Source organism: Sutterella massiliensis (assembly GCF_016899755.1).
GTDB classification, from domain to species: Bacteria; Pseudomonadota; Gammaproteobacteria; order Burkholderiales; family Burkholderiaceae_F; genus Sutterella; species Sutterella massiliensis.
In genome coordinates this window covers 1-21,421 of the sequence record NZ_JACJJC010000016.1, presented here as the reverse complement: position 1 = coordinate 21,421, position 21,421 = coordinate 1, and the positions used below count along the sequence as shown (strand labels likewise).

At 60.1% G+C, this 21,421-nt stretch carries 14 protein-coding genes; 10 read left to right on the top strand and 4 right to left on the bottom strand.

What is annotated here, in order from left to right; translation table 11 throughout:
- Nucleotides 1–49 precede the first annotated feature (49 nt).
- The gene (locus H6A60_RS09420) at nt 50–583 is read right to left on the bottom strand and encodes a hypothetical protein (RefSeq protein ID WP_205103900.1); all 534 of its coding nucleotides are present in this window, start codon (nt 581–583) and stop codon (nt 50–52) included.
- A gap of 47 nt (nt 584–630) precedes the next feature.
- Nucleotides 631–1,158 (bottom strand): glycine zipper 2TM domain-containing protein, encoded by a 528-nt coding sequence (locus H6A60_RS09415; protein WP_205103898.1) that lies wholly within the window; start codon nt 1,156–1,158, stop codon nt 631–633.
- Between the two features lie 359 nt (nt 1,159–1,517).
- Here H6A60_RS09415 and H6A60_RS09410 point away from each other — a divergent pair, with 359 nt between their 5' ends.
- The 3 genes from H6A60_RS09410 to H6A60_RS09400 all read left to right on the top strand — a co-directional run bounded on the left by H6A60_RS09410 (nt 1,518) and on the right by H6A60_RS09400 (nt 5,473).
- A complete protein-coding gene (locus H6A60_RS09410; protein ID WP_205103896.1) occupies nt 1,518–2,798 on the top strand; it encodes an MFS transporter in 1,281 nt (426 codons plus the stop codon).
- Between the two features lie 330 nt (nt 2,799–3,128).
- On the top strand, nt 3,129–4,790 hold the full coding sequence (locus tag H6A60_RS09405) for a carbon starvation CstA family protein (RefSeq protein WP_205103894.1): 1,662 nt from the start codon (nt 3,129–3,131) through the stop codon (nt 4,788–4,790).
- 212 nt (nt 4,791–5,002) lie between these two features.
- Nucleotides 5,003–5,473, top strand: coding sequence for a hypothetical protein (locus H6A60_RS09400; protein WP_205103892.1), 471 nt, complete (start codon nt 5,003–5,005; stop codon nt 5,471–5,473).
- Between the two features lie 473 nt (nt 5,474–5,946).
- On the opposite strand, the gene H6A60_RS09395 is transcribed toward H6A60_RS09400, so the two are convergent.
- A complete protein-coding gene (locus H6A60_RS09395; RefSeq protein ID WP_205103890.1) occupies nt 5,947–6,186 on the bottom strand; it encodes a FeoC-like transcriptional regulator in 240 nt (79 codons plus the stop codon).
- A 484-nt stretch (nt 6,187–6,670) separates the two neighbouring features.
- Here H6A60_RS09395 and H6A60_RS09390 point away from each other — a divergent pair, with 484 nt between their 5' ends.
- Nucleotides 6,671–8,215, top strand: coding sequence for a Na+/H+ antiporter NhaC family protein (locus tag H6A60_RS09390; protein ID WP_205103888.1), 1,545 nt, complete (start codon nt 6,671–6,673; stop codon nt 8,213–8,215).
- A gap of 115 nt (nt 8,216–8,330) precedes the next feature.
- Here the strand turns inward: H6A60_RS09390 and H6A60_RS09385 are convergent, their stop codons facing one another.
- Nucleotides 8,331–9,029, bottom strand: coding sequence for a LysR substrate-binding domain-containing protein (locus tag H6A60_RS09385; protein WP_275114227.1), 699 nt, complete (start codon nt 9,027–9,029; stop codon nt 8,331–8,333).
- A gap of 55 nt (nt 9,030–9,084) precedes the next feature.
- On the opposite strand from H6A60_RS09385, the gene H6A60_RS09380 reads away from it, so the two are divergent.
- The 6 genes from H6A60_RS09380 (at nt 9,085) to speC (ending at nt 21,113) form a co-directional block, all read left to right on the top strand.
- Nucleotides 9,085–10,932, top strand: a complete 1,848-nt coding sequence (locus H6A60_RS09380; RefSeq protein WP_205103884.1) for an aryl-sulfate sulfotransferase — start codon at nt 9,085–9,087, stop codon at nt 10,930–10,932.
- A gap of 208 nt (nt 10,933–11,140) precedes the next feature.
- Nucleotides 11,141–11,734, top strand: coding sequence for a MarR family winged helix-turn-helix transcriptional regulator (locus H6A60_RS09375; protein ID WP_205103882.1), 594 nt, complete (start codon nt 11,141–11,143; stop codon nt 11,732–11,734).
- A 56-nt stretch (nt 11,735–11,790) separates the two neighbouring features.
- Nucleotides 11,791–13,074, top strand: a complete 1,284-nt coding sequence (dcuC, locus tag H6A60_RS09370; RefSeq protein ID WP_205103880.1) for a C4-dicarboxylate transporter DcuC — start codon at nt 11,791–11,793, stop codon at nt 13,072–13,074.
- Nucleotides 13,075–13,096: 22 nt separating this feature from the next.
- Nucleotides 13,097–14,398, top strand: a complete 1,302-nt coding sequence (locus H6A60_RS09365) for an amidohydrolase (RefSeq protein ID WP_205103878.1) — start codon at nt 13,097–13,099, stop codon at nt 14,396–14,398.
- A 346-nt stretch (nt 14,399–14,744) separates the two neighbouring features.
- Entirely contained in the window at nt 14,745–18,692 is a 3,948-nt protein-coding gene (purL, locus tag H6A60_RS09360; protein WP_205103876.1) for a phosphoribosylformylglycinamidine synthase, read from the top strand.
- Nucleotides 18,693–18,902: 210 nt separating this feature from the next.
- On the top strand, nt 18,903–21,113 hold the full coding sequence (gene speC, locus H6A60_RS09355) for an ornithine decarboxylase (protein WP_205103874.1): 2,211 nt from the start codon (nt 18,903–18,905) through the stop codon (nt 21,111–21,113).
- The last annotated feature ends 308 nt before the right edge of the window (nt 21,114–21,421 follow it).

Genomic DNA, 21,421 nt, shown 5'->3' with positions numbered 1-21,421 from the left:
AGCGTTTGCCTAAGAATGCGGCTAGAGCCGTGCTGCAGCCTCGACCGCTTTATTCGGCAGCGGGCTGCGCTTTCAGACGTTCGATTTCGACGCGTTTCTTTTCGAGTTCAAGCTGCGCGCGGTCGCGCGCCAGTTCGGCGCTCGCCTTGTGGTCGGCAACGCTCGACTCGACTTCGGCGCGGCGCGCTTCAACGTCCAGGCGGCGCAGCTCGAGCTCAAGCTGGCGCGCTTCGTCTTCGTACTTCTCGAGCTTGGCGGCCTTTTCAGCCTTGGCCTTTGCGGCGGCGCGATTCTGCTCGGCACGCACGCGGTCGGCCTTGGCGCGCTCGACGCGCGCCTTGTTTTCGGCCGCTTCACGCGCCTTTTGGGCTTCGGCGGCCTGCTGCGCTTCTGCCTCAGCCTTCGCGCGAGCCTGCGCTTCGATCTGCATCTGCGTGTCGCGAACAACACTGATGTTGTAGTCAATCGCCGCCTGGCCGATGTCTTCGGTCGCGGGCGGCACCGTCGAGGAGGCCGCGCTTGCGGCGCCCGCGATCGTGCAGAGCATCGCGGCGCAAAGGGCGTTCAAATTAAGCTTCGTCATGCGTGGATGTCCTCAAAAATGTGTTTCGATCGGGCCGAAAAGTCTGCTTACTTGCCGCAGCCGTAGGGGTTGTTCGGCTGAATGCGGGTTTCGCTCGGACGCGGCTGAACGATGATGGCGGTGCCGGTCTTGAATTCGCAGGGACGACCGACCTGCGAGGACTGGTACATGCGGCCGTCGCTCGTGCGATAGACGAGCTGCACGCCGTCGGTGTAGGAGGTGCTGTTGCCGCCGCCGATGGCGTCGCCCGCCATGCCGCCTACGGCACCGCCAGCGAGACCGCCGAGCACGCGCGAGCTTGTGCTGTGGTTGTTATGGTTGCCGATAGCTGCACCCGCAATTGCACCGATCAGAGCGCCCGCGACGCGAGCTGTTTCGCGATTGTCGCTGTTGGGAACGGCCACTCGAGCGGGATTGATCGCGATGATTTCAACCGTCCGCACTTCCTGTACCTGATTCACTTGGCCGACGGAGTAGGTGTCCGCACGATAGGCCGTACCGTCGTTGGCGCAGCCCGAAAGCACGAGGGCGCCGAGAGCGGCGCTGAAAAGGGCGAGGGCGGATTTTTTCTGCATCTGTAGATCCTATGTTTGTCAGAATGCCTGCCGCGCTGCAGTACCCGGAGCGGGCAAATCGGACGGGCGGGCATTGTCGCGAACGGTGCCGCACATCGATCAAGCGGCAATCGTCCTCTCTTCTCTAATAGGGAACATACTACCTTCTGGGACGCCGCGCACGGTTAGCGCGTTCAGTCGTGCAAAGAACTGCAACCGTTTGCAACGGTCGGTCGCGGCGCCAAACGTCGTCTTTGCCCGCCTCTCGAGCGAGGCGAGCCGCTTTCTCAGCCTAGAATGTTGCGCGACGCCTCGGTTCCGGCTGACCGAGCGTGTCGGCATGAACTCATAACAACGGGAGACCGTAAAGGAGCGCAAGGATGGCGACGCGGCACGCGCAAGCGAGGACGGCAACAGAGAGCGCAGATGCTGCTGCAGGAGCGGGCGGCGATACGGCGCGCGCAGCACTTCTTTTTGCGGCTGTTTTCTTCTTTGCCACACTGATGATGCGCGGACCCGTCACCTCGATCGGGCCCGTCGCTGAGGCGATTCGCGCCACATTCGGGGCTTCGTACGCCGACTACGGCATTCTCACGGCCATTCCGATTGCCGCTTTCGGCTTTTTCTCTTTCTTTTCGCCGCAAATAGCCGAAAAGCTCGGGCTGCGGCGCGCCGTCGGCGCCGCGCTTGCAGTGCTCGCGGCGGGTGCTCTGCTGCGCACGGCGGCTTCGCTCATGGCGCATTGGCCCGCGATGCTCGCTGCGACGGTGTTCGTGGGGGCGGGCATTGCCCTTTTGAATGTCTACATGACGGTGGTGGTCAAGGTGAATTGGCCGCACAAGCTCGGCACCATGATGGGGATCTACACGGGTGTGATCGGCCTTTCGGGGGCCGTGGGCGGTCTCACGGCGGCGCCCTTTGCCGAGTACTTCGATACGGTGGCGGCGACGATGGGCTTTTGGGCTGCGCTCTCGTTCTCGGCAGCGGCCCTCTGGTATGGCTTCTCGCAAGTGGGCGACGTGCTGCGCGCACAACGCCCGGCAGCCGGCGCAAGCGCCAGAAAGGTCGAACGCGAACCGTTGGCCGCGCTTGCGTGCAAGCCCATGGCCTGGGCGCTCACGGGCGTTATGGGGCTGCAGTCGCTTTTGATCTACACGGTGAGCGCGTGGCTGCCGCCCTATTGGGCTTCGCTCGGGATGAGCGCACAGACGACGGGCGTGTGGCTTTTCGTGTATCTCGTGAGCGGGCTGCCGGCTTCCGTATTCACAGCGCGCTTCATGACGCTCGTTAAAAGCGATGCGCTCGCGGTGACGCTTCTTTCTGCGGCCTACCTTGCCGGGCTGGCCGGCTGGATCTGGGGTGCAGAGCACGCTTGGGCGATGCTCCCCGGGAGCGTTCTCGCGGGTGCTTCGCAGGGGGCGATGCTCTCGGTCGCCTTTCTCCTGATGTCAAAGAAGTCTGCAAGCGACGGCCAGATGCTTGGCATCTCGAGCCTCGCACAGGGCGTGGGGTACCTGGGGGCGGGTTTCGGGCCCGTTCTCTTCGGCGCGCTCTTTGAAGGTTTTTCGAGCTGGATGCCGGCCTTTGCGTTCGTCGCGCTCGTGATCGTTTTTTGGGGCGTTTCGGGGGTTCTGGCGAGCCTCAAAAAGACGATCGATTGACCGCCCGATTGCAAAGCGCGTTTCGCCTCGCTGATTCGGGCCGTTCTTTCTACAGTAAACACCATAAGACAATCAGCTTATCGACTTTGCCCAAACAGGAGAAAGACGCAATTAGTTCGTGCAGAAAAATGCATTCTGAAATAGATATTCCATAAAAATCAAATATATCGATTTGCAGGCTTAGAAATTTTGCTTAATTGTGCGAAGCGTTTCGCTGAGATACATTGCTTGAGTGATTCGCCCTCTCGCGCGCGTGCACGCGGCGCGCAGGGGGCGCTCTCAAACAAGAAAAAGACCTCAAATATCTCAGACTATTAGGACGCTTCTCAAATGAATGGATTGACAGTCATGTTGATCACCCTGGTCGCTTTGGCCTGCGGCTACTTCGGGTATGCCCGCTGGCTTGAAAAGACCTGGGGGGTCGATCCCAACAAGCCGACCCCGGCCGTTGAGAATCAGGGCGGCGACTATGCGCCCGCTTCCAAGTGGACCGTTTTTGCGCATCAGTTCACGTCGATTACGGGTGCGGGCCCCGTGACCGGTCCGATTATTGCCGCGATGTTCGGCTGGCTCCCGGCGCTGCTCTGGATGCTTGTGGGCGGCGTCTTCTTCGGTGCTGTTCAGGACTTCACCGCGCTTTATGCGTCCGTGAAGAGCGGCGGTCGCTCGATCGGCATGATCATTGAAGACTATGTCGGCCGTACGGGTCGTCAGCTCTTCCTCTTGTTCTGCTGGCTCTTTACGCTCCTCGTGATTGCCGCTTTCTGCGACATGGTTGCCAATACCTTCAACGGCTTCACGAAGGAGGGCGCCGAAATCATGCCGAACGCCGCTGCCGCGTCGATCTCGATGATCTACATGGTTGGCGCCGTTGTGTTCGGGCTCTTCCTCAAGTATGTGAAGCCTTCGGCCGGTCTGCAGTTTGTCGTGGGCGTCGTCCTCATGCTCGCCATGCTTGCGCTCGGCATCGCTTTCCCGATGTATGCCGATGCCGTCACGTGGCGCTACGTCGTCTTCGCATACCTCTTTGCCGCTTCCGTGATGCCCATGTGGGCGCTGAAGCAGCCGCGCGACTATCTCTCGATGTTCCTTTTGATCGGCATGATCGTCTGCGGTGTTTTGGGCGTTTTCGTCAAGAACCCGACGCTCAATATGCCGGCCGTGACGGGCTTCACCGTCAACAACATGGACCTCTTCCCGATCCTTTTCGTCACGATCGCTTGCGGCGCTGTGTCGGGCTTCCACTCGCTCGTGAGCTCGGGCACGTCCTCGAAGATGGTTTCGAACGAAAAGGATATGCGCCTCGTCGGCTACGGCTCGATGTGCGTTGAAGTGATCCTCGGCGTCGTGGCGCTCGTCGTGGTCTGCGCCGGCGCTACCGACGGCGTTCTCCCGAAGGGCACGCCCTTCCAGCTCTTCTCGGGCTCGGTTGCCGGGTTCCTAACCGAACTCTTCGGTGTTCCCGCCGACATCTCCGCCTGCATCCTGACGATGTGCGTTTCGGCGCTTGCGTTGACGTCGGTCGACGCCGTCGCCCGCATCGGCCGCATGTCGCTGCAGGAACTCTTCATGCCGCGTCCGGGTGAAGAAAAGACGGCCGTGCAGAAGCTCTTCACGAACACCGTCTTCTCGACCGTGCTCACGCTGCTCTTGGGGTATGCGATCTGCATGGCGGGCTACATGTCGGTTTGGCCGCTCTTCGGCTCGGCCAATCAGCTTCTCTCGGCGCTTGTTCTTACTGGGCTTGCCGTGTTCCTGAAGGCCACGGGCCGCAAGGGCTGGATGCTCTATGCGCCGATGACGATCATGTTCTGCGTGACGATGACTGCACTCGTTGAAGCCATCATCGGCATCTTCGGCACCATCGCCAACGGCACGTTCGTCTTCATGGTCGGCGGTCTGCAGCTCATCATCGCCGTTGCGCTCATCATTCTGGCGCTCCTCGTCGTGTACCACTGCGTGCTGAAGCTGCGCGAACCAGCGAAGGCGTAAAAGCGAAGCGTTTTTGAAAACGCGCGCAAAATGCTCGGCGCTTTCTCGATTCGGGAAGGCGCCGAGTGCATTTTGTGCGCTTCAATTTTGAGCACAATTCCTTGGATGCGCGGTTCGACCGCCTCGTGTAGACTCGCGCCTTTGAGGCCGGAATCGACGCGTTTCCAAAGTCGAGATCGGCTTCGGCCGTGCTTTTCCAACGCTCGAAAAAGATGCTTTCCTTACTCTTTAATACGCTTCTGACGGCTTTCCCTTTTCTGCTGCCGATTGTCATTCTTCTGATTGCGAAAAAGACGGGCTTTCGCTACAAGCAGCAGCGGCCGTTCTTCATTGCGTCGTTTGTCTTCTACGGTCTCGCGCTCGCGGCCTTTGCCGCGCACGCCGTTTCGGCGGGCGGTGGCGCTCAGGAATTCTTTCGCGCGTACTACGGCTCGCCCGTCGAGAAGACGATGCTCTGCTACGGGGGCTTCCTCGGGCAGGGGCTCGCGGTCGTGGCGCTTCTCTTTGTTGTCAATTGGAGTACGGTCGAGCTCTTTTTCATGAAGCCCGGCAAGCAGACCGCGCAGACGAATAAGGCTGAAGATAAGACGGAGAGCAAGATTGAAGCGACGCCCGAAGAGAGCCGGACGGAAACCGCGCAGGCTGAATCCGCTGCAACGGCGCAAAAGTCCGTAGAAAAATAAGAACGCTTGACTGACTTCCTGCTTCAGCAAGCTTGCTGCGGACGCTTGTTCGGGCAAGCGTTCGCGGCCGCGCCGACCTTTGCACGGCCTATTTCCATACGCAGCAAAAATTGCGGACAATAAAAAAGGGCGCGACTCCTTTCGCACCCTTGGCTTTTGTGGTCGGCGGCTTCCCGGAGCTCTCTTTTGAGCTCGACATCGCGTTCTGCGCTTGGAGCGTCCCGACGCGGATGCCGCATGGCCTCCCATCAGCGACTCGTTCCAGAAGCTCTCGGAAACGAAAGCACCACCGGAACCACAACGATGCCTATTATGACAGCTTTTCAAAAAATTGCAAACGAAAAGCTCAAAAAATCAATATCTAAGCTGTAATAGGTTGTAAATAACCGCCGTGCTCGGCCTCTCGGAGAGCGAAAAAGCTTCGCATGAAGCTTTTGCTTTTTTTGAGCCGAATGCTGCGCGTGTTGGCGCTTTCAGCCGCGGCGCATCGTTCGGCGAAAGCCGAAAACGGGCTTGCCGTCGTTGGCGCAGCCGCTCGAGCAGCTCGAGCAGGTCGGCATGAGCGGGATCTTGACGACGTCGCCGCGTTCGAGCAGGTGCGCGAGCATGCCCGTCATGAGCGATTCAGAGATGCGGAAGTGCCAGGCGAGGTCGCGCAGCGTAATGCCGGGTCGCTCGCCGATCAAGCGGCGGACGTCAAGCATCGAAGTCATGATCAAAGCTCCGAAAAGTGAAGAACGCAGCCATTTTAGCTTGAAAGCAAACGAGAATCATTTTGTTTAATGGCGCACTGGTGTCGTTCAACGTGAGAAAAGGTTACGACATTTGTCTCATGCCGCTTGTTCGATGCTGTAAAGTGCTCGATTCTTCAAGTTTGTTTTCGGTCAAAGACCGCAACGAACTTAATATCAAATCGTGCACGAAAGGGAGATCGGGCGACACCGAAGAAAAATGCCCGGCACTTTTCGCGCCGTTGTTTTCCAAAAGAAGTTTTTTCGGAGAAGCGTCCGCTCGAACGGGCGCGCCGATGACTTCGCACTACGACAATCGCCGGCCGGTCGAGCGGGACGTGTGCGTGTTTTTTTTCTTGAAAATTTCGCTGCGCTTTAAGCCTCTCAGCCGAACCGTTATCCGAAACCCTCGACGCTTTCGCGCCGCAGCTCACGCGAAAGCCGTCTCCAGTGAAGGAGAGTCTTCATGGAACCCTATGCTGCCGGGTGGCTATCCATACTGCCTCCCATCATCGCCATCGGTCTTGCGCTTCTAACGAAGGAAGTGCTTTCCTCCCTTCTGATCGGCATTTTGAGCGGCACGCTCATCTATTCGATCGGCACCGATGCCAATTTCCTCATGGGCACGCTTCAGACGGGCTTCAAAGTGATGGCCGACAAGGTCGACTTTGAAATCCTGATCTTTACGTCGCTTTTGGGTTCGCTCGTTTACGTCGTCGCCATGTCGGGCGGCACGCGCGCGTACGGCAACTGGGCCGTGCAGCGCGTCAAGAGCCGCCGCGCCACGCTCTTTTCGGCGAGCGGTCTCGGCATTCTCATCTTCATTGACGACTACTTCAACTGCCTCTCGGTCGGTACCGTGATGCGTCCGCTTTGCGACCGCTACAATATCTCGCGTGCGAAGCTCGCCTACATCATCGACTCGACCGCTGCCCCCGTGTGCATCATCGCGCCCGTGTCTTCCTGGGCGGCGGCCGTGGGCTCCTCGCTTAAGGGCAACGCCGTGTTCGAATCCGACATGGCCGCCTTCATCGCGACGATCCCCTGGAATTTCTACGCGCTTCTTTCGATTCTTCTCATCATCTTCATCATTGCGACGGATTTCGACTTCGGGCCGATGCGCCGCAGTGAAGAGCGCGCTGCCGCGGGCGACATTGGCGCGAGCGAATCCTCGCAGGGCGCCGAGCCGCCCAATCCGAATCCGCGCGGCCGCGTGATTGACATGCTCGTGCCGATTACGGCGCTCATCGTCTTTGCCGTGCTTTCGCTCATGTATTCGGGCGGCTACTGGGGAGACGATCCGCAGTACCACACGTTCCAGGCGGCCATCGGCAATTCGTCGGCTTCGTCTTCGCTCGTGTGGGCAGCCTTCGGGGCAGTTTTCGTTGCCTTCATCTTCTACGTGCCGCGCAAGCTCGTGGGCTTTTCCGAATTCATGAACGGCATGGTCGAAGGCATGAAGCTCATGCTGCCGGCGAACATCATTCTCGTGCTCGCCTGGGCGCTTTCGGGCGTTTGCCGCGATCTTCTGCAGACGCCGCAGTTTGTCGAATCGATCGTGACGAGCGGCGGGGCAGACTTTTCGATCTTCCTGCCGGCAGTGGTCTTCATCATTGCGGCCTTCCTAGCTTTTTCAACGGGCACCGCCTGGGGCACCTTCGGCATCCTCATTCCGATCGTTGTGCCGGTTGTTCAGGGGATTGATCCGTCGCTTACGGTCGTATCGCTCTCAGCGACGCTCGCTGGCTCCGTTTTCGGCGACCACTGTTCGCCCATTTCGGATACGACGATTCTTTCTTCGGCAGGCGCCGGATGCAACCACATGGAGCACGTCTCGACGCAGCTGCCGTACGCGCTTGTCGTGGCCGTCTCGTCTGCGATCGGCTACCTCGTTGCCGGGCTTTCGAATGGCAACCTGTGGCTCTCCTTCGGCGTTGCGCTTCTCGTGATGGTGGCGATCGTTTCGACTCTGCACTTCATGAAGGGCAAGCGCGCAGCAGCCGCAGCCTGATTCTCGATTTTTGCCAACCGTCGGCGTTCGATACGCCGACGAACAAACAAAAACCGCGCCTGTTGTCGAAAAGGTTCGACGGCGCGGTTTTTCTTTCGGCGTTGAGCCGATCCGTTTAGCTGCCTGGGACAATGCGCCCGAAGTGCGGCACGTCCGGGCCGCGCTCGACGTGGCTTAGAAAAAGGCTTCTGAGCCAAACGAACGCTGGGTCGCCGCTTCGGTGCGTATGCCAGACAAGGGCGGGGCGCAGGGGAGGCGCGTCGGGAATAGGTGCTACGGCTGTGAGCGCCATCGATCGACCGAGGCGAGCTGCCGTCCGCCAGGGCACGGCGAGTACAAAGTCCGACCGTTCAAGAAGCGTCACGGCACCGAGCCAGGATTCCGTCCAGAGGATCGTTTCGCCAGCAGAAAGCGGAATTTTGGCCGGGCCCGGCATGCCGCCGGCCGTTGGATCCGTATCCGGATGCACAACGATCTGTATGCGGCGAAAGTCCTTGAGTGCTTCGAGTGCTTCGGGACGACCGGCCAACGCTTCGAGCGGGTGGCCCGCACGCACGATTTGCACGTAGCTCGTTTCAAGAAGCGTTGTGCTTTCGAAGTCGCTCGGGAGGTTCACTGCCGGGAAGATGCCGAAGTCGAGCTCGCCCGATCGCAGCGCGGCAAGCGTCCCTTCGTCGTGTGTGCGAATGGCGATTCCCGCTCCCGGTGCGATCTCGGCCATGGCGGCAAGAACAGGTTCGACGACCATGGCGAGCGCATTATCGAGGCAGGCAATTCTTGCATTACGGGCGGCTTGCGTAAGGCCGCTCAGCAAAGACCGGCTTCGCGGTGCATTCTGTGCCGGAAGCTTCCCGAAAAGGATAAAGCAAATGCAGAAACGTCAGCTTTTTGCCGAGATGCTCGCGGCTGCCCCTCTTCTTGCCTGCGCCATGGGCGGCGCTTCCGGTCCCAAGGTCGGTTATGAGATTCAGGGACACCTCGGCGAAGTAATTGTGAATCCCTATGAAACGGATCCCCTCACGGCGATCATTCGCAACGGCGGCTACATGATCAAAAACGCCAAGGTTACCGTAATGCCCAAGCCTAACGGCGTGCCGATCAGCTATGACGTTTCACGCCGCATGCTTCTCACGCACGGCGGCGTTCCTGTCTTCGGCCTTTACGCCGACTTTGTCAACACGGTCAAAGTCGACTACACGCGCATTTTCAACGGCAAAGAGGAAAGCTTCTCGGACACTTACAAGATCTATGCTTCGCCTATTTACACGGATGCGCAAGGCTTGAAGGGACAGGTCTCCGCCATGCCGCGTGTTCGTCCCGTTAAGGTCGACCCCGAATTCAAGGATCGCCTGTACCTCCTCAACAATGCTGCCGACCTTGCGGGGAAGGCGGCGCATATGGTCTGGAACAACCCGATGGGCGGCGCGCTCGAGTGGTCGTTCTACCCGCAGAACGGGATTGTTGACACGACGGGCGAATACCGCTGGTACATGTTCACGCAGCCCATCTACAACGTGGGCGAACCGTACCTGGGCGGCGACATGATGGGCTTTCGTCAGAATAAGGACGGCTCGTTCACCTGGGGCTACGGGCAGCGCTACGTGAAGTACGACCTTATGGGGCGTCAGATCTGGAACCGTCGACTTCCGATCAACTACATCGACTTCTCGCATGCGATGGATGCCGCGCAAAACGGCAACTACTTCCTGCGCGTGGCGTCCTCCAATACGAAGCTTGCCAACGGCAAGAACGTGCGTACGGTGCGCGAAGTGATCGCCGAAATCGATCAGGACGGCTACGTTGTTGACGAGTGGCGACTCTTCGACATTCTCGATCCGTATCGCTCCGATGTCATCAAAGCGCTCGACCAAGGGGCGGTTTGCCTCAATATTGACGCATCGAAGGCCGGCAAAACGCTTTCTGAAGAAGACATCCAAAAGCTCAATGAGTCCGACAACTACGGCGACATTGCCGGGACGGGCGTCGGGCGCAACTGGGCGCACGTGAACTCCGTCGACTACGATCCGACGGACGACTCGATCATCATCAGCTCGCGCCACCAGTCTGCCGCTGTTAAGATCGGCCGCGACAAGAAGGTGAAGTGGATTCTTGCTGCACCGCGCGGCTGGAAGGGCGAACTTGCTGAAAAACTCCTGACGCCGGTCGACAAGGACGGCAAGAAGCTCGTCTGCGACGATGTCTCCTGCGAAGGCGGCTTCGACTGGACGTGGACGCAGCATACCGCTTGGCGCATTGACGAAAAGAGCGCGCCCGGGATCGTATACCTTTCGGTCTTCGATAATGGCGACGCCCGCGGTATGGAGCAGCCCGCGATGCCTTCGATGAAGTATTCGCGCGCAGTTGTCTACAAGATCGACGAAAAGAAGATGACGGTCGAGCAAATCTGGTCGTACGGCGAAGAAGCCGGTCACGATTGGTTCAGCCCGGTAACGTCGCTCACCGAGTACCACGCCGACAAGGACTCGATCTTCGTTTACTCGGCAACGGCCGGCGCATCGTTTGACATCAATACCGGAGCCTTCACTTCGGCACCGAATCCCAACATGCAGGAATTCCGCTGGGGTGAAACGACGCCTGCAGTCGAGATGCGCGTCGAATCGACCACGGGTTATCAGGCGATGCCCGTGGATATCGAAAGGGCTTTTGAAAAAAACGCAGGATCCCGCTGGGTATCGCTGAGGTTTGCTGCGCGTTAAGACGCTGGCAGCAGGCGCCGTACGCGAGGCCCGACGGGGAGTTTGGAATCGAGTGAAAAAGCCGAAATGCATGCTCAGAGTGGGTGTGCGTTTCGGCTTTTCTCTTTTTGCCAGATTCTGCTTCGCTCAACAGTATTTTCCCGATTGCTCCAGTTGCAATTGTCTCGGCAATATTTCGACATTGAACTTTTTCATGACGAATTGCTTTATGCCGAACAAAAAAATCTCCCCCGATTCGCACGAATTTTTAGATGGCACCCCCGCAGCAGATCGGGGTGCTGCAGCTCCGGCAGGGAGCGACTTTGTCGATACGCTGCAGCCCGAATGGGATGCGAAGTTCCCGGACGGCCGCTATAAGTGCGTGCCTTCCGTGACGCGCATTGTCCGCATGAGCCACTACATTGCCAAGGCGGTCGACCGCAATCTTGCCGAATTCGGTCTCAACCGCGGCGAGTTCGAGCTTTTGGGCGCACTCATTCGTTCAGAGTCGCAAAGCCTTTCGCCCAAGGTCGTGCAGAGTCGCATGCTTATTTCCTCGGGAGCGCTGACGAACCGCATCGATCGGCTCGAAGCCAAAGCGCTTATCCGCCGAGAGCCTGATCCAGACGACCGCCGCGGCTGCCGACTTGTGCCGACGCCCAAAGGGATCGATTTGGGACTTAAGGCCGTCGCGTCGCATATGGCGCTCGAAGCTCGGCTCGTTTCCGCTCTCACCGATAAGGAGCGCCGCACGCTCGAAGCGCTTTTAAAGAAGCTCATTCTTTCGCAGGACGAAGAGCTCTACCCGAACTCGCTTCGCTAAGCACAGGAAAAGAAACTTCAACTTCGGACCAATCCAATCAAGGAGGTGTATCAATCATGAGTTGGACCATTTGGATGGCGGCGATCGTCGTGGTTCTCACGATAGCGGCGCTCTTGAAGCGCTGGGAGACGCGCCTCGTTCTCTTCACGGCGGGCCTCGTTATGGCGATTCTCTCGGGGGCGCCGAGCGTGGCGCTCAAGGCTTTCATCGCCAACATGACGAACGGATCGCTCATTACGTCGATCTGCTCGTCGATGGGCTTTGCGGCCGTTGTTGCGGCAACGCGCTGCGACGTGCATTTCGTGGGCCTTCTCGTGAAGCCGCTCGGCCGCATCGGCGTCTTTCTGCTGCCGCTTTGCATGCTCGTCGCTTCGTGCGTTGCGGTTGCCATTCCGAGTGCGGCAGGCTGCGCCGCGGCGCTTGGCCCGACGATGATTCCGCTCATGGTGCGTGCGGGCTTCCATCCTGCCATCGCGGGCGCCGCGATCATCGGCTCGATTACGCCTTCGACTTTGAGCCCGGGTTCGAGCCACAACGTCTGGATCGCCAAGCTTGCCGAAATGGACGTGATGGACCTTATCGTCGAATTTGCGCCCGAGGTGCTCACGATCTGCGGCCTCAACATCCTGCTCGTCACGGCAATGATTTTTGTTTTCTGCGACTACAAGAAGCCGGTCGACGGTGAGGCACCTGCCTTTGCGATCGAAGCCGACGCTCGCGGGCAGCTCCCCGAACATCCGAGCGTGCTGCGCGCCATCGCGCCGATTCTGCCCGTCGTGCTTCTGATGCTCGGCGCAACCGTATTGCCTGCAATCCGCATGTCGGTGGCCGAAGCCATGATCTACGGCGCCATCTATACGTTCTTCGTGACGCGCGCCAACCCGCAGGAAGTCACCAAAGAGTTCTTCTCGGGCATGGGCAAGGGCTACGCGAACATCATGGGCATCATCATCGCCGCGGGCTGCTTTGCGGGCGGCCTCAAGGCGGCAGGCGTCATTGATGCCCTTATCGAGACGCTTAAGCATTCGAACGACATCGCGCGCTACGCGGCGAATTTCGGTCCCTTCATCATGGGCGTTCTGACGGGGTCGGGGGATGCCGCCGGCCACGCCTTCAATCAGTCGGTGACGCCTTTTGCGGCCGACTTCGGCATGCGCATCGAAAGCCTCGGCATGGTGGCGGCGCTCTCGGGGGCGTTCGGTCGCATGTGCTCGCCCATTGCAGGGGCAACGATTGTGATCGCCGGCATGACCCGACTTTCACCCCTTGAAGTTTCGAAGCGCATGGCGATCCCGATGCTCGTGAACCTTGTGCTTTTGGGCTTCATTTTCGAGCTCTGACGCATGGAAAAAGGAGAAGAACATGACTGCGAACGAAAAGAAGCATTCCGATGAGGCGATTGCCCGTACGATGGTTGCCGATCGCCGGCACTTTCACGAACGCCCCGAAGAGGGCTGGTGCGAGTTTGAAACGACCGCTGCCGTGGTCGAGCGTTTGACGAAGCTCGGCTTTGAAGTGCTCGTCGGCGCCGATGCCGTCGATCCTGAGAACGCGCTCGGGCGCGACCCCAAAAAGGTGGAAGCGGCCATGGCGCGCGCCCGCGAGAACGGCGTTTCCGAAGATTTTCTTGCGCGCTCGGGCGGCTGGACGGGGGCGGTCGGCATCTGGCGCACGGGGCGTCCCGGTCCCGTGACGGCCTTCCGCTTCGATATCGACTGCCTCGAGATCGCTGAAACGGACGCACCCGAACACGAACCCAATCGCTTGGGCTACCGCTCGCGCTACGCGGGCTTCTCGCACGCGTGCGGGCATGACGGCCACACGGCCGTGGGTCTGGGTGTTGCCGCTTGGGTTGCAGAGCACGCCGATACGCTCTGCGGCACCGTGAAGCTTCTTTTTCAGCCCGCAGAAGAGGGCGTGCGCGGAGCGGCTGCCATGGCTGCTCGCGGCGTTGTCGACGATGTCGACTGGTTCCTCGGGGCGCACATCGGCTGCTCGGCTCATCTCGGCCAGGTGGGGGTTTCGCATGAAGGCTACCTTGCGACGACGAAGTTCGACCTCACCTACACGGGCGTGCCCGCGGCAGCAGGGAGCCCCGAAAACGGTCGCAGCGCACTGATGTGCGGCGCAGCGACCTGCATGTCGCTCGGCAGCCTCCCCGGGCACAGCGGCGGGATCACGCGCGTGCAGATCGGGAAGTTCGTTTCGGGTACGGCGCGCAACATCGTTGCTGAGCATGCGGCGATGCTTCTTGAAGTACGCGGCGAGACGACTGAAATCAACGACTATATGGAAGAGAACGTCGAGCGCACGGTGAAGGGGCTCGCAGCCGCCTACGGCGTCGAATACGACCTTCGCAAGGTCGGGCACGCCGTCACGTATCGCGGCGACGAAGAAGCCGTCGCGCTCGCGAAGGCTGCTGCCGCCGAGGTGCCCGGTGTTGAATCCGTTGTCGACATGAACGCCAAAATCGGCAGCGAAGACTGCACGGTGCTCATCCGCCGCGTGCAGTCGCACGGCGGCAAGGCCGCGTTCTTCTACTTCGGCTGCAACCACCACGGTCACCACAAGAAGGACTTCGACATCCAGGACGAGCAGTCGCTGCCGATCGGCTGGGGCGTCTTCACGAACTTCCTGAAGAAGACGAACGGCTTGGGGAATTAACTTTTTAAGTTTGAGTGAATAAAGGCGAAACGGTGCACTCCGTCGCAGAGCGCCGCGAGCGAACTGCACTCCGCGCTTGAATATCGGGTCCGATGCCTGCACGGTATCGGGCCCGAAAAAATGTTGGAAAGGACTTGCTTGAACGCGGGTGTCGGCCTCGTGCGGAAGGCGCTTCTTTCTTCATTTGAAGTTAATAGCGGGGGCAGAAAAGCAAGTTCGCGCAAAGGTCGCTGATAAAATCCTTTGATTGGACATTTTCATCCCCATCGATCGATGCGGCGCGCGGACGGTAGTCGATGCCGTCGGGCCCCAGCGGTCGGCTTTTCTTTTAAAGAGATCCATCTTCATGACGACCACCAACGGCATCGTTTTTGAACTCAACGGACCCGAGGCGCTTTCCGAATTCCGCGCCAATCGTCTTTTGAAGGCGCTCGGGCAGGCTTGCGCGGACGTCGAGGCGGTTTCCGGCCGCTTCGTGCACTTTGTCCATGCAGCGAAAGATCTCGACGAGGCGGCCAAGTGCCGCCTCGATTCGCTTCTTGACTACGGTACGCCCGAGCACGCCGTTCGTGCGGACCTGCAGTTCCTCGTCGTGCCCCGCCTCGGTACGATTTCGCCCTGGGCCTCGAAGGCGAGCGACATCGTGCGCAACTGCGGCATCGCCGAAGTGCTGCGCGTCGAACGCGGCACGCTCTATTCGGTGGCTGTGAAACCGGGTGTTGAACTCGACGCCGCTGCCAAGGACCGCATCGCTGCAGTACTCCACGACCGTATGACGGAATCGGTTGTTGCGGCCGACTTTCCCGCCGAAAACCTCTTTGTTGAGCTTGCAGGCAAGCCTATGGCGACGGTGCCGCTTCGTGCCGAAGGCCGCAAGGCGCTCGAAGAAGCCAACCTCTCGATGGGTCTCGCGCTCTCCGAAGACGAAATCGACTACCTCGCCGAAAACTTCACGAAGCTCGACCGCGACCCGACCGACGTCGAACTCATGATGTTCGCGCAGGCCAACTCCGAGCACTGCCGTCACAAGATCTTCAACGCGCGCTGGACGCTCGACGGTGAAGACCGCGAAGAAACGCTTTTCGGGATGATTCGCCGCACGCACAAGATGGCGCCGCAGTGCACCATCACGGCCTATGCGGACAACGCCGCCATCTTTGAAGGCTCGGAAGTGACGCGTCTTTATCCGCGTCCGAGCGATGCGGACGAATTCGGCCGCGTGTTTGAACGCCAGAAGGAACGCGTTCACACGGTCTTCAAGGTTGAAACGCACAACCATCCGACCGCTATTTCTCCGTTCCCGGGTGCTTCGACGGGTTCGGGCGGCGAAATCCGAGACGAAGGCGCGACGGGCCGCGGTGCTCGTCCGAAGGCCGGTCTCACTGGCTTTACGACGTCTGCGCTGCACCTCGAAGGTGCCGAGCAGGTTTGGGAGAACGACGGCGACGCCGCCAAGGGCGAACGCGCCGACAAGGCCTACGGCGCGCCGGGGCGTCTCGCGACGCCGCTCTCGATCATGACCGAAGGTCCGCTCGGCGGCGCGGCGTTCAACAACGAATTCGGCCGTCCGAATCTCTTGGGCTACTTCCGCACGTTTGAAGCCAATGTGGGCGGCGTGCGCTACGGCTACCACAAGCCCATCATGCTCGCGGGCGGCATCGGCGCGATCCGCGACGATCAGACGAAGAAGCTTGAGCCGCCCGTCGGCAGCCTTCTCGTCGTCTTGGGCGGTCCGGGCATGCGCATCGGCTTGGGCGGCGGCGCCGCTTCGTCGATGACCTCGGGCGCGAACTCCGAAGCGCTCGACTTCGACTCCGTGCAGCGCGGCAACCCCGAAATGGAACGCCGTGCCCAGGAAGTGATCGACCGCTGCTGGGCGATGGGCGAAGAGAATCCGATTCTTGCCATTCACGACGTCGGGGCGGGCGGCCTTTCGAACGCCATGCCCGAACTTGCGGATCTCTCCGGGCAGGGTGCGCGTTTTGACCTCTCGAAGGTCCCTGTCGAAGAGTCCGGCATGTCGCCGCTTGAAATCTGGTGCAACGAATCGCAGGAACGCTATGTTCTCGCCGTAGACCCCGCCAAGCTCGATCGCTTCAAGGCTTTCTGCGAACGCGAACGCTGCCCCTTTGCCGTGATCGGCGAAATCACCGAAAAGAAGGATCTCAAGCTCGAGCGCCCGGGCGAAACGGCGGCGGTCGATATGCCGATGGACGTGCTTCTTGGGAAGACGCCGCGCACGCACCGTGTGGTCGAGCACCTCGAGCGCGAGCTGCCCGCCTTCACGGAAGCGGGTATTGAGCTTGAAAAGGCTGCTTTCGATGTGATGCGCCACCCGGCCGTTGCGAACAAGTCCTTCCTCATCACGATTGGCGACCGCACGGTGGGCGGCCTCGTCGCGCGCGACCAGTTTGTCGGTCCCTGGCAGGTTCCTGTGGCCGACTGCGCCGTGACGACGTTGGGCTTTGAAACGCTGCGCGGTGAAGCCATGGCGATGGGCGAACGCACGCCCGTTGCCGTGATCGATGCTGCTGCGGCCTCTCGCCTCGCGATCGGCGAAGCGATCACGAACATCGCTGCCGCTGACGTCGAGCTCGGCAAGGTGAAGCTCTCCGCCAACTGGATGGCCGCCTGCGGCGCCCCCGGTGAAGACGCCAAGCTTTTCGACGCGGTGAAGGCCGCTTCGGACTTCTGCGTCGCGCTCGGCATTTCGATTCCGGTCGGCAAGGACTCGCTCTCGATGCGCACGAGCTGGGACGATGCCGGCGAAAAGAAGACGGTGACTTCGCCCGTGTCGCTCATCGTTTCGGCTGCGGCGCCCGTGACGAACGCACGCCTGACGCTCACGCCCGAATTGAAGCGCGTTAAAGAGGGCTCCGTTCTCGTCTATGTCGACTTGGGCGAAGGCCGCAACCGCATGGGCGGTTCGATTCTCGCGCAGGTCGCGCAGCGCCTCGGCAACGAAAGCGCCGACGTGAACGATCCGGCGCTTCTCGCGCGCTTTGTGCTCGCGCTTCGCAAGCTTGAACTCGCCGGCTGCGTCCTCGCTTACCACGACAAGGGCGACGGCGGTCTCTTTGCGACGCTTGCCGAAATGAACTTTGCTTCGCGCATCGGCGTTCGCGCTTCGCTCGATTCGCTCCTGAAGGAAAAGGACGCAACCGTTCTCAATGCGCTCTTTAACGAAGAGCTCGGTGCCGTGCTGCAGGTTCGCGCCGATCGCGTAGAAGAGGTCGTCGCGCAGATGCGCGCCGAAGGCCTTGCGCACTGCACGCACTTTATCGCTGAAACGATCGACGCCGACGAACTGCGTTTCGAGCACGACGGCAAGACGATCGCCGTCTTCGAGCGTGCGGCGCTTCAGTCGGCTTGGAGCGAAGTCTCGCATGTCATCGCGCGCGGCCGCGACAATCCGGCTTGCGCCGATCAGGAATTTGCGCGCATTGCCGATGCGGCCGATACGGGGCTCTTCGCGAAGACGCCTTACGACGTTGAAGCCGATCCGGCCGCGCCCTTCATTGCGACGGGCGTGCGCCCGAAGATGTGCGTGCTTCGCGAGGAAGGCGTCAATTCGCAGACGGAAATGGCCGCTGCCTTTACTCGCGCTGGCTTTGACGTCTACGACGTGCACATGACCGACCTTCTCGAAGGTCGTGCCGATCTCGCCGAATTCAAGGGGCTTGCCGCAGCGGGCGGCTTCTCTTACGGCGACGTGCTCGGTGCGGGCGGCGGTTGGGCCAAGACGATTCTCAACAACGATCGCCTCGTCGACATGTTCCGCACATTCTTCGAGCGCGGTGACACATTCGGGCTCGGCGTTTGCAACGGCTGCCAGATGATGAGCCATCTGCGCGACTTGATCCCGGGCGCCAAGCACTGGCCGCAGTTCCTGCGCAACCGCTCCGAACAGTTCGAAGCGCGTCTTGTGAACGTGGAAGTGCTCGAAAGCCCCTCGATCCTCTTCGAAGGGATGGCGGGCGCGGTGCTCCCGATCGTCAATTCGCACGGCGAAGGCCGCGTCGAATTCCTGCGCCCCGAAGACGCAGCGCTTGCGAAGGCGGCGGCGCGCTACGTCGATTCGCAGGGCAAGCCCACCGAGGTCTATCCGCTCAACCCGAACGGTTCCGCGGGCGGTCTCACGAGCTTCACGACCGATGACGGGCGCTTCACGATCATGATGCCGCATCCGGAGCGCAGCCACCGTGCCGTGCAGCTCTCCTGGCATCCTGTCGAGTGGCAGGAGTTCTCGGGCTGGATGCGCATGTTCCGCAACGCTCGTCGCTGGGTCGGCTGAGAAAAATGAGCGGAGGCGGCGAAATTCGTAACATTCGTGCCGCCTCTCGGGCGACCTAGCCGCCCTCATTTTTTTATACTGCGCTCAGCAAACGGGAAGGCGTCTTTCCATAAAGCGGAAAGGCGCCTCTTTTTTCAAAAAGGGACCTGTTTTTTCAGGCAGGTTCGCAGAGCGTCCGGCGTGGGACGCATTCAGACGGAAGCACCATCTATGCAGAAGCTTGCTATTGCCGTGAGCGACGGCGTTTCTTTCAGAAATTTCCCCAAGGACCGCGCCGTTGTGCGTCTGCGCGACGCGGAGATGACCGAAACGGGCGTTGTTCTCATGACGGTTGAGGATGCCCAAAACGGCGAACTTGACCGCGTTGCCGCCAACGGGTTCGGCATTCCGGTTTTCATTTGGGTCGAGCGCGGCCGCTATATTCCCGACGAACTGATCGGCCGCGTGATGGGTGTTGTCAATGACGACCCGGCCGACGAAGATTTTTTCATTCGCCAGCTTCTTGATGCTGCGAGCGGCTACGAAGTAAAGATCCTGCCGCCCTTTTTCCGCAGCCTGCGCGCTTATGTGGAATCCGGCATGGAGCAGTTCGACTGCCCGGGCCACCAGGGCGGCGCCTTTTTCCGTCGTCACCCGGCGGGTCGCGAATTCGTGAATTTCTTCGGCGAAACGATTTTCCGCGCCGACCTCTGCAACGCCGACGTTGCGATGGGCGATCTTCTCATTCATGAAGGTGCGGCCGGCGAAGCCGAAAAGCACGCGGCCAAGGTTTTCAATGCCGACAAGACGTACTTTGTTCTCAACGGCACCTCATCGTCGAACAAGGTCGTGCTCACGTCGCTTCTGACGCCGGGAGACCTGGTGCTTTTTGACCGCAACAACCACAAGTCCTGCCACCAGGGTGCACTCATTCTGGCGGGTGCCAAGCCCGTTTACCTTGAAACGGCGCGCAACCCCTACGGCTTTATCGGCGGCATTGATGCGCACTGCTTCGATGAGAAGGAGCTGCGCGAACGCGTGCGCAAGATCGCGCCCGAAAAAGCCGACCAGAAGCGCCCCTTCCGCTGCGCCGTGATCCAGCTCGGCACTTACGACGGCACGATCTACAACGCCCGTCAGGTGGTGGACCTCATCGGCCACCTTTGCGACTACATCCTCTTTGACTCGGCCTGGGTCGGCTACGAGCAGTTCATTCCGATCATGAAGGACTGCTCGCCGCTGCTTCTCGAGCTCGGGCCTGAAGACCCCGGCATTTTCGTTACGCAGTCAGTGCACAAGCAGCAGGCGGGCTTCTCGCAGAGCTCGCAGATCCACAAGAAGGACGGTCACATTCGCGGTCAGGCTCGCTACGTTTCGCACAAGCTCGTCAACAACGCCTACATGATGCATGCGTCGACGAGTCCCTTCTATCCGATCTTCGCTGCGCTTGACATCAATGCGAAGATGCACGAAGGCGTTTCGGGGCTGCATATTTGGGCCGACTGTCTGCGCATCAGCATTGAAGCGCGCAAGCAGATTCTTCGCACCTGCCGCTACATCCGTCCCTTCATTCCGACCGAAGTGTACGGCCGCCCCTGGGAGAGCTACGCGACCGAAGAGATCATGAACGACCTCGCGTTCTTCCGATTCGTGCCGGGCGAGAAGTGGCACGCCTTCGAGGGCTACGCCGAGAACCAGTATTTCGTTGACCCCTGCAAGTTCCTGCTGACGACGCCCGGGATCAATACCGAAACGGGCGAATACGAGGACTTCGGTGTGCCGGCGACCGTGCTCGCGAACTACCTGCGCTGGTGGGGCGTGGTGCCGGAGAAGTGCGACTTGAATTCGATTCTTTTCCTGCTCACGCCGTCGCTCTCGAGCGCGAAGATTACTTCGCTCACGACGCAGATCGCTCGCTTCGAACGACTCCTTGAGTCGAACGCGCTCATGAAGACGATGATTCCGCAGATCACGCAGCAGCATCCGTATCGCTACGCCGACTACACGATTCAGCGTCTGTGCCAGGAAATGCACGATTTCACTCGACAAAATCGTGTCAACGAACTGCAGAAGGCGCTCTTTCGCGAAGCGACGATGCCTAAGCCCCGTATGGATGCGCAGCGCGCGCAGTTCGAACTCATGCGCGGCAACGCCGAACTCGTGCCGCTCTCGGAAACGGAAGGCCGCATCGCGCTCGAAGGGGCGCTCCCGTATCCGCCCGGGATCATCTGCTGCGTGCCCGGTGAAGAGTGGAACGCCCCAGTCCGTAAGTACTTTGAAGTGCTTGCCGAGAGCATCAACCGTTTCCCTGGTTTTGCGCCGGAACTTCAGGGCGTCTACGTCGAGCGCGGTCAGGACGGCGTGTATCGCGCGTATGCGAACGTGCTCAAGGAGTCGCGCCGCCGTGAACTTGAAGACGAAGGCGTCATTGTGCGCGGCTGATCGACGATCGATTCGCTTCGGCTCGCGCAGAGTATCTGACGAGAGCCACTAAGAAAGTGGAAACCGCAGATTCGAACGGAATCTGCGGTTTCTGCGTATTTTAAGGGGCTATCCTTGACAGATTTCGAACGGGTAGGCAGAATACGCAACCTCGCCGCTCGCTAGAGCGGACGAAACAAGAGCGAAAGCGACGAAATTAAAAATTCTTCGAAATTGCTCTTGACAAACAGAATCGATTTCGATATGATTTCAATTCTGCGCTGAACGAAATGTTCAGCAGTTCTTTAAAAATTCGATTCAACGAACCG

What these genes read in the sequence shown, in the direction of transcription:
- H6A60_RS09415 (WP_205103898.1), bottom strand. Translation starts at nt 1,158, where the DNA reads ATGCAGAAAAAATCCGCCCTCGCCCTTTTCAGCGCCGCTCTCGGCGCC.
- dcuC (WP_205103880.1), top strand. Translation starts at nt 11,791, where the DNA reads ATGAGTTGGACCATTTGGATGGCGGCGATCGTCGTGGTTCTCACGATA.
- H6A60_RS09405 (WP_205103894.1), top strand. Translation starts at nt 3,129, where the DNA reads ATGAATGGATTGACAGTCATGTTGATCACCCTGGTCGCTTTGGCCTGC.
- purL (WP_205103876.1), top strand. Translation starts at nt 14,745, where the DNA reads ATGACGACCACCAACGGCATCGTTTTTGAACTCAACGGACCCGAGGCG.
- H6A60_RS09420 (WP_205103900.1), bottom strand. Translation starts at nt 583, where the DNA reads ATGACGAAGCTTAATTTGAACGCCCTTTGCGCCGCGATGCTCTGCACG.
- H6A60_RS09365 (WP_205103878.1), top strand. Translation starts at nt 13,097, where the DNA reads ATGACTGCGAACGAAAAGAAGCATTCCGATGAGGCGATTGCCCGTACG.
- H6A60_RS09410 (WP_205103896.1), top strand. Translation starts at nt 1,518, where the DNA reads ATGGCGACGCGGCACGCGCAAGCGAGGACGGCAACAGAGAGCGCAGAT.
- speC (WP_205103874.1), top strand. Translation starts at nt 18,903, where the DNA reads ATGCAGAAGCTTGCTATTGCCGTGAGCGACGGCGTTTCTTTCAGAAAT.
- H6A60_RS09395 (WP_205103890.1), bottom strand. Translation starts at nt 6,186, where the DNA reads ATGACTTCGATGCTTGACGTCCGCCGCTTGATCGGCGAGCGACCCGGC.
- H6A60_RS09390 (WP_205103888.1), top strand. Translation starts at nt 6,671, where the DNA reads ATGGAACCCTATGCTGCCGGGTGGCTATCCATACTGCCTCCCATCATC.
- H6A60_RS09400 (WP_205103892.1), top strand. Translation starts at nt 5,003, where the DNA reads ATGCTTTCCTTACTCTTTAATACGCTTCTGACGGCTTTCCCTTTTCTG.
- H6A60_RS09375 (WP_205103882.1), top strand. Translation starts at nt 11,141, where the DNA reads ATGCCGAACAAAAAAATCTCCCCCGATTCGCACGAATTTTTAGATGGC.
- H6A60_RS09380 (WP_205103884.1), top strand. Translation starts at nt 9,085, where the DNA reads ATGCAGAAACGTCAGCTTTTTGCCGAGATGCTCGCGGCTGCCCCTCTT.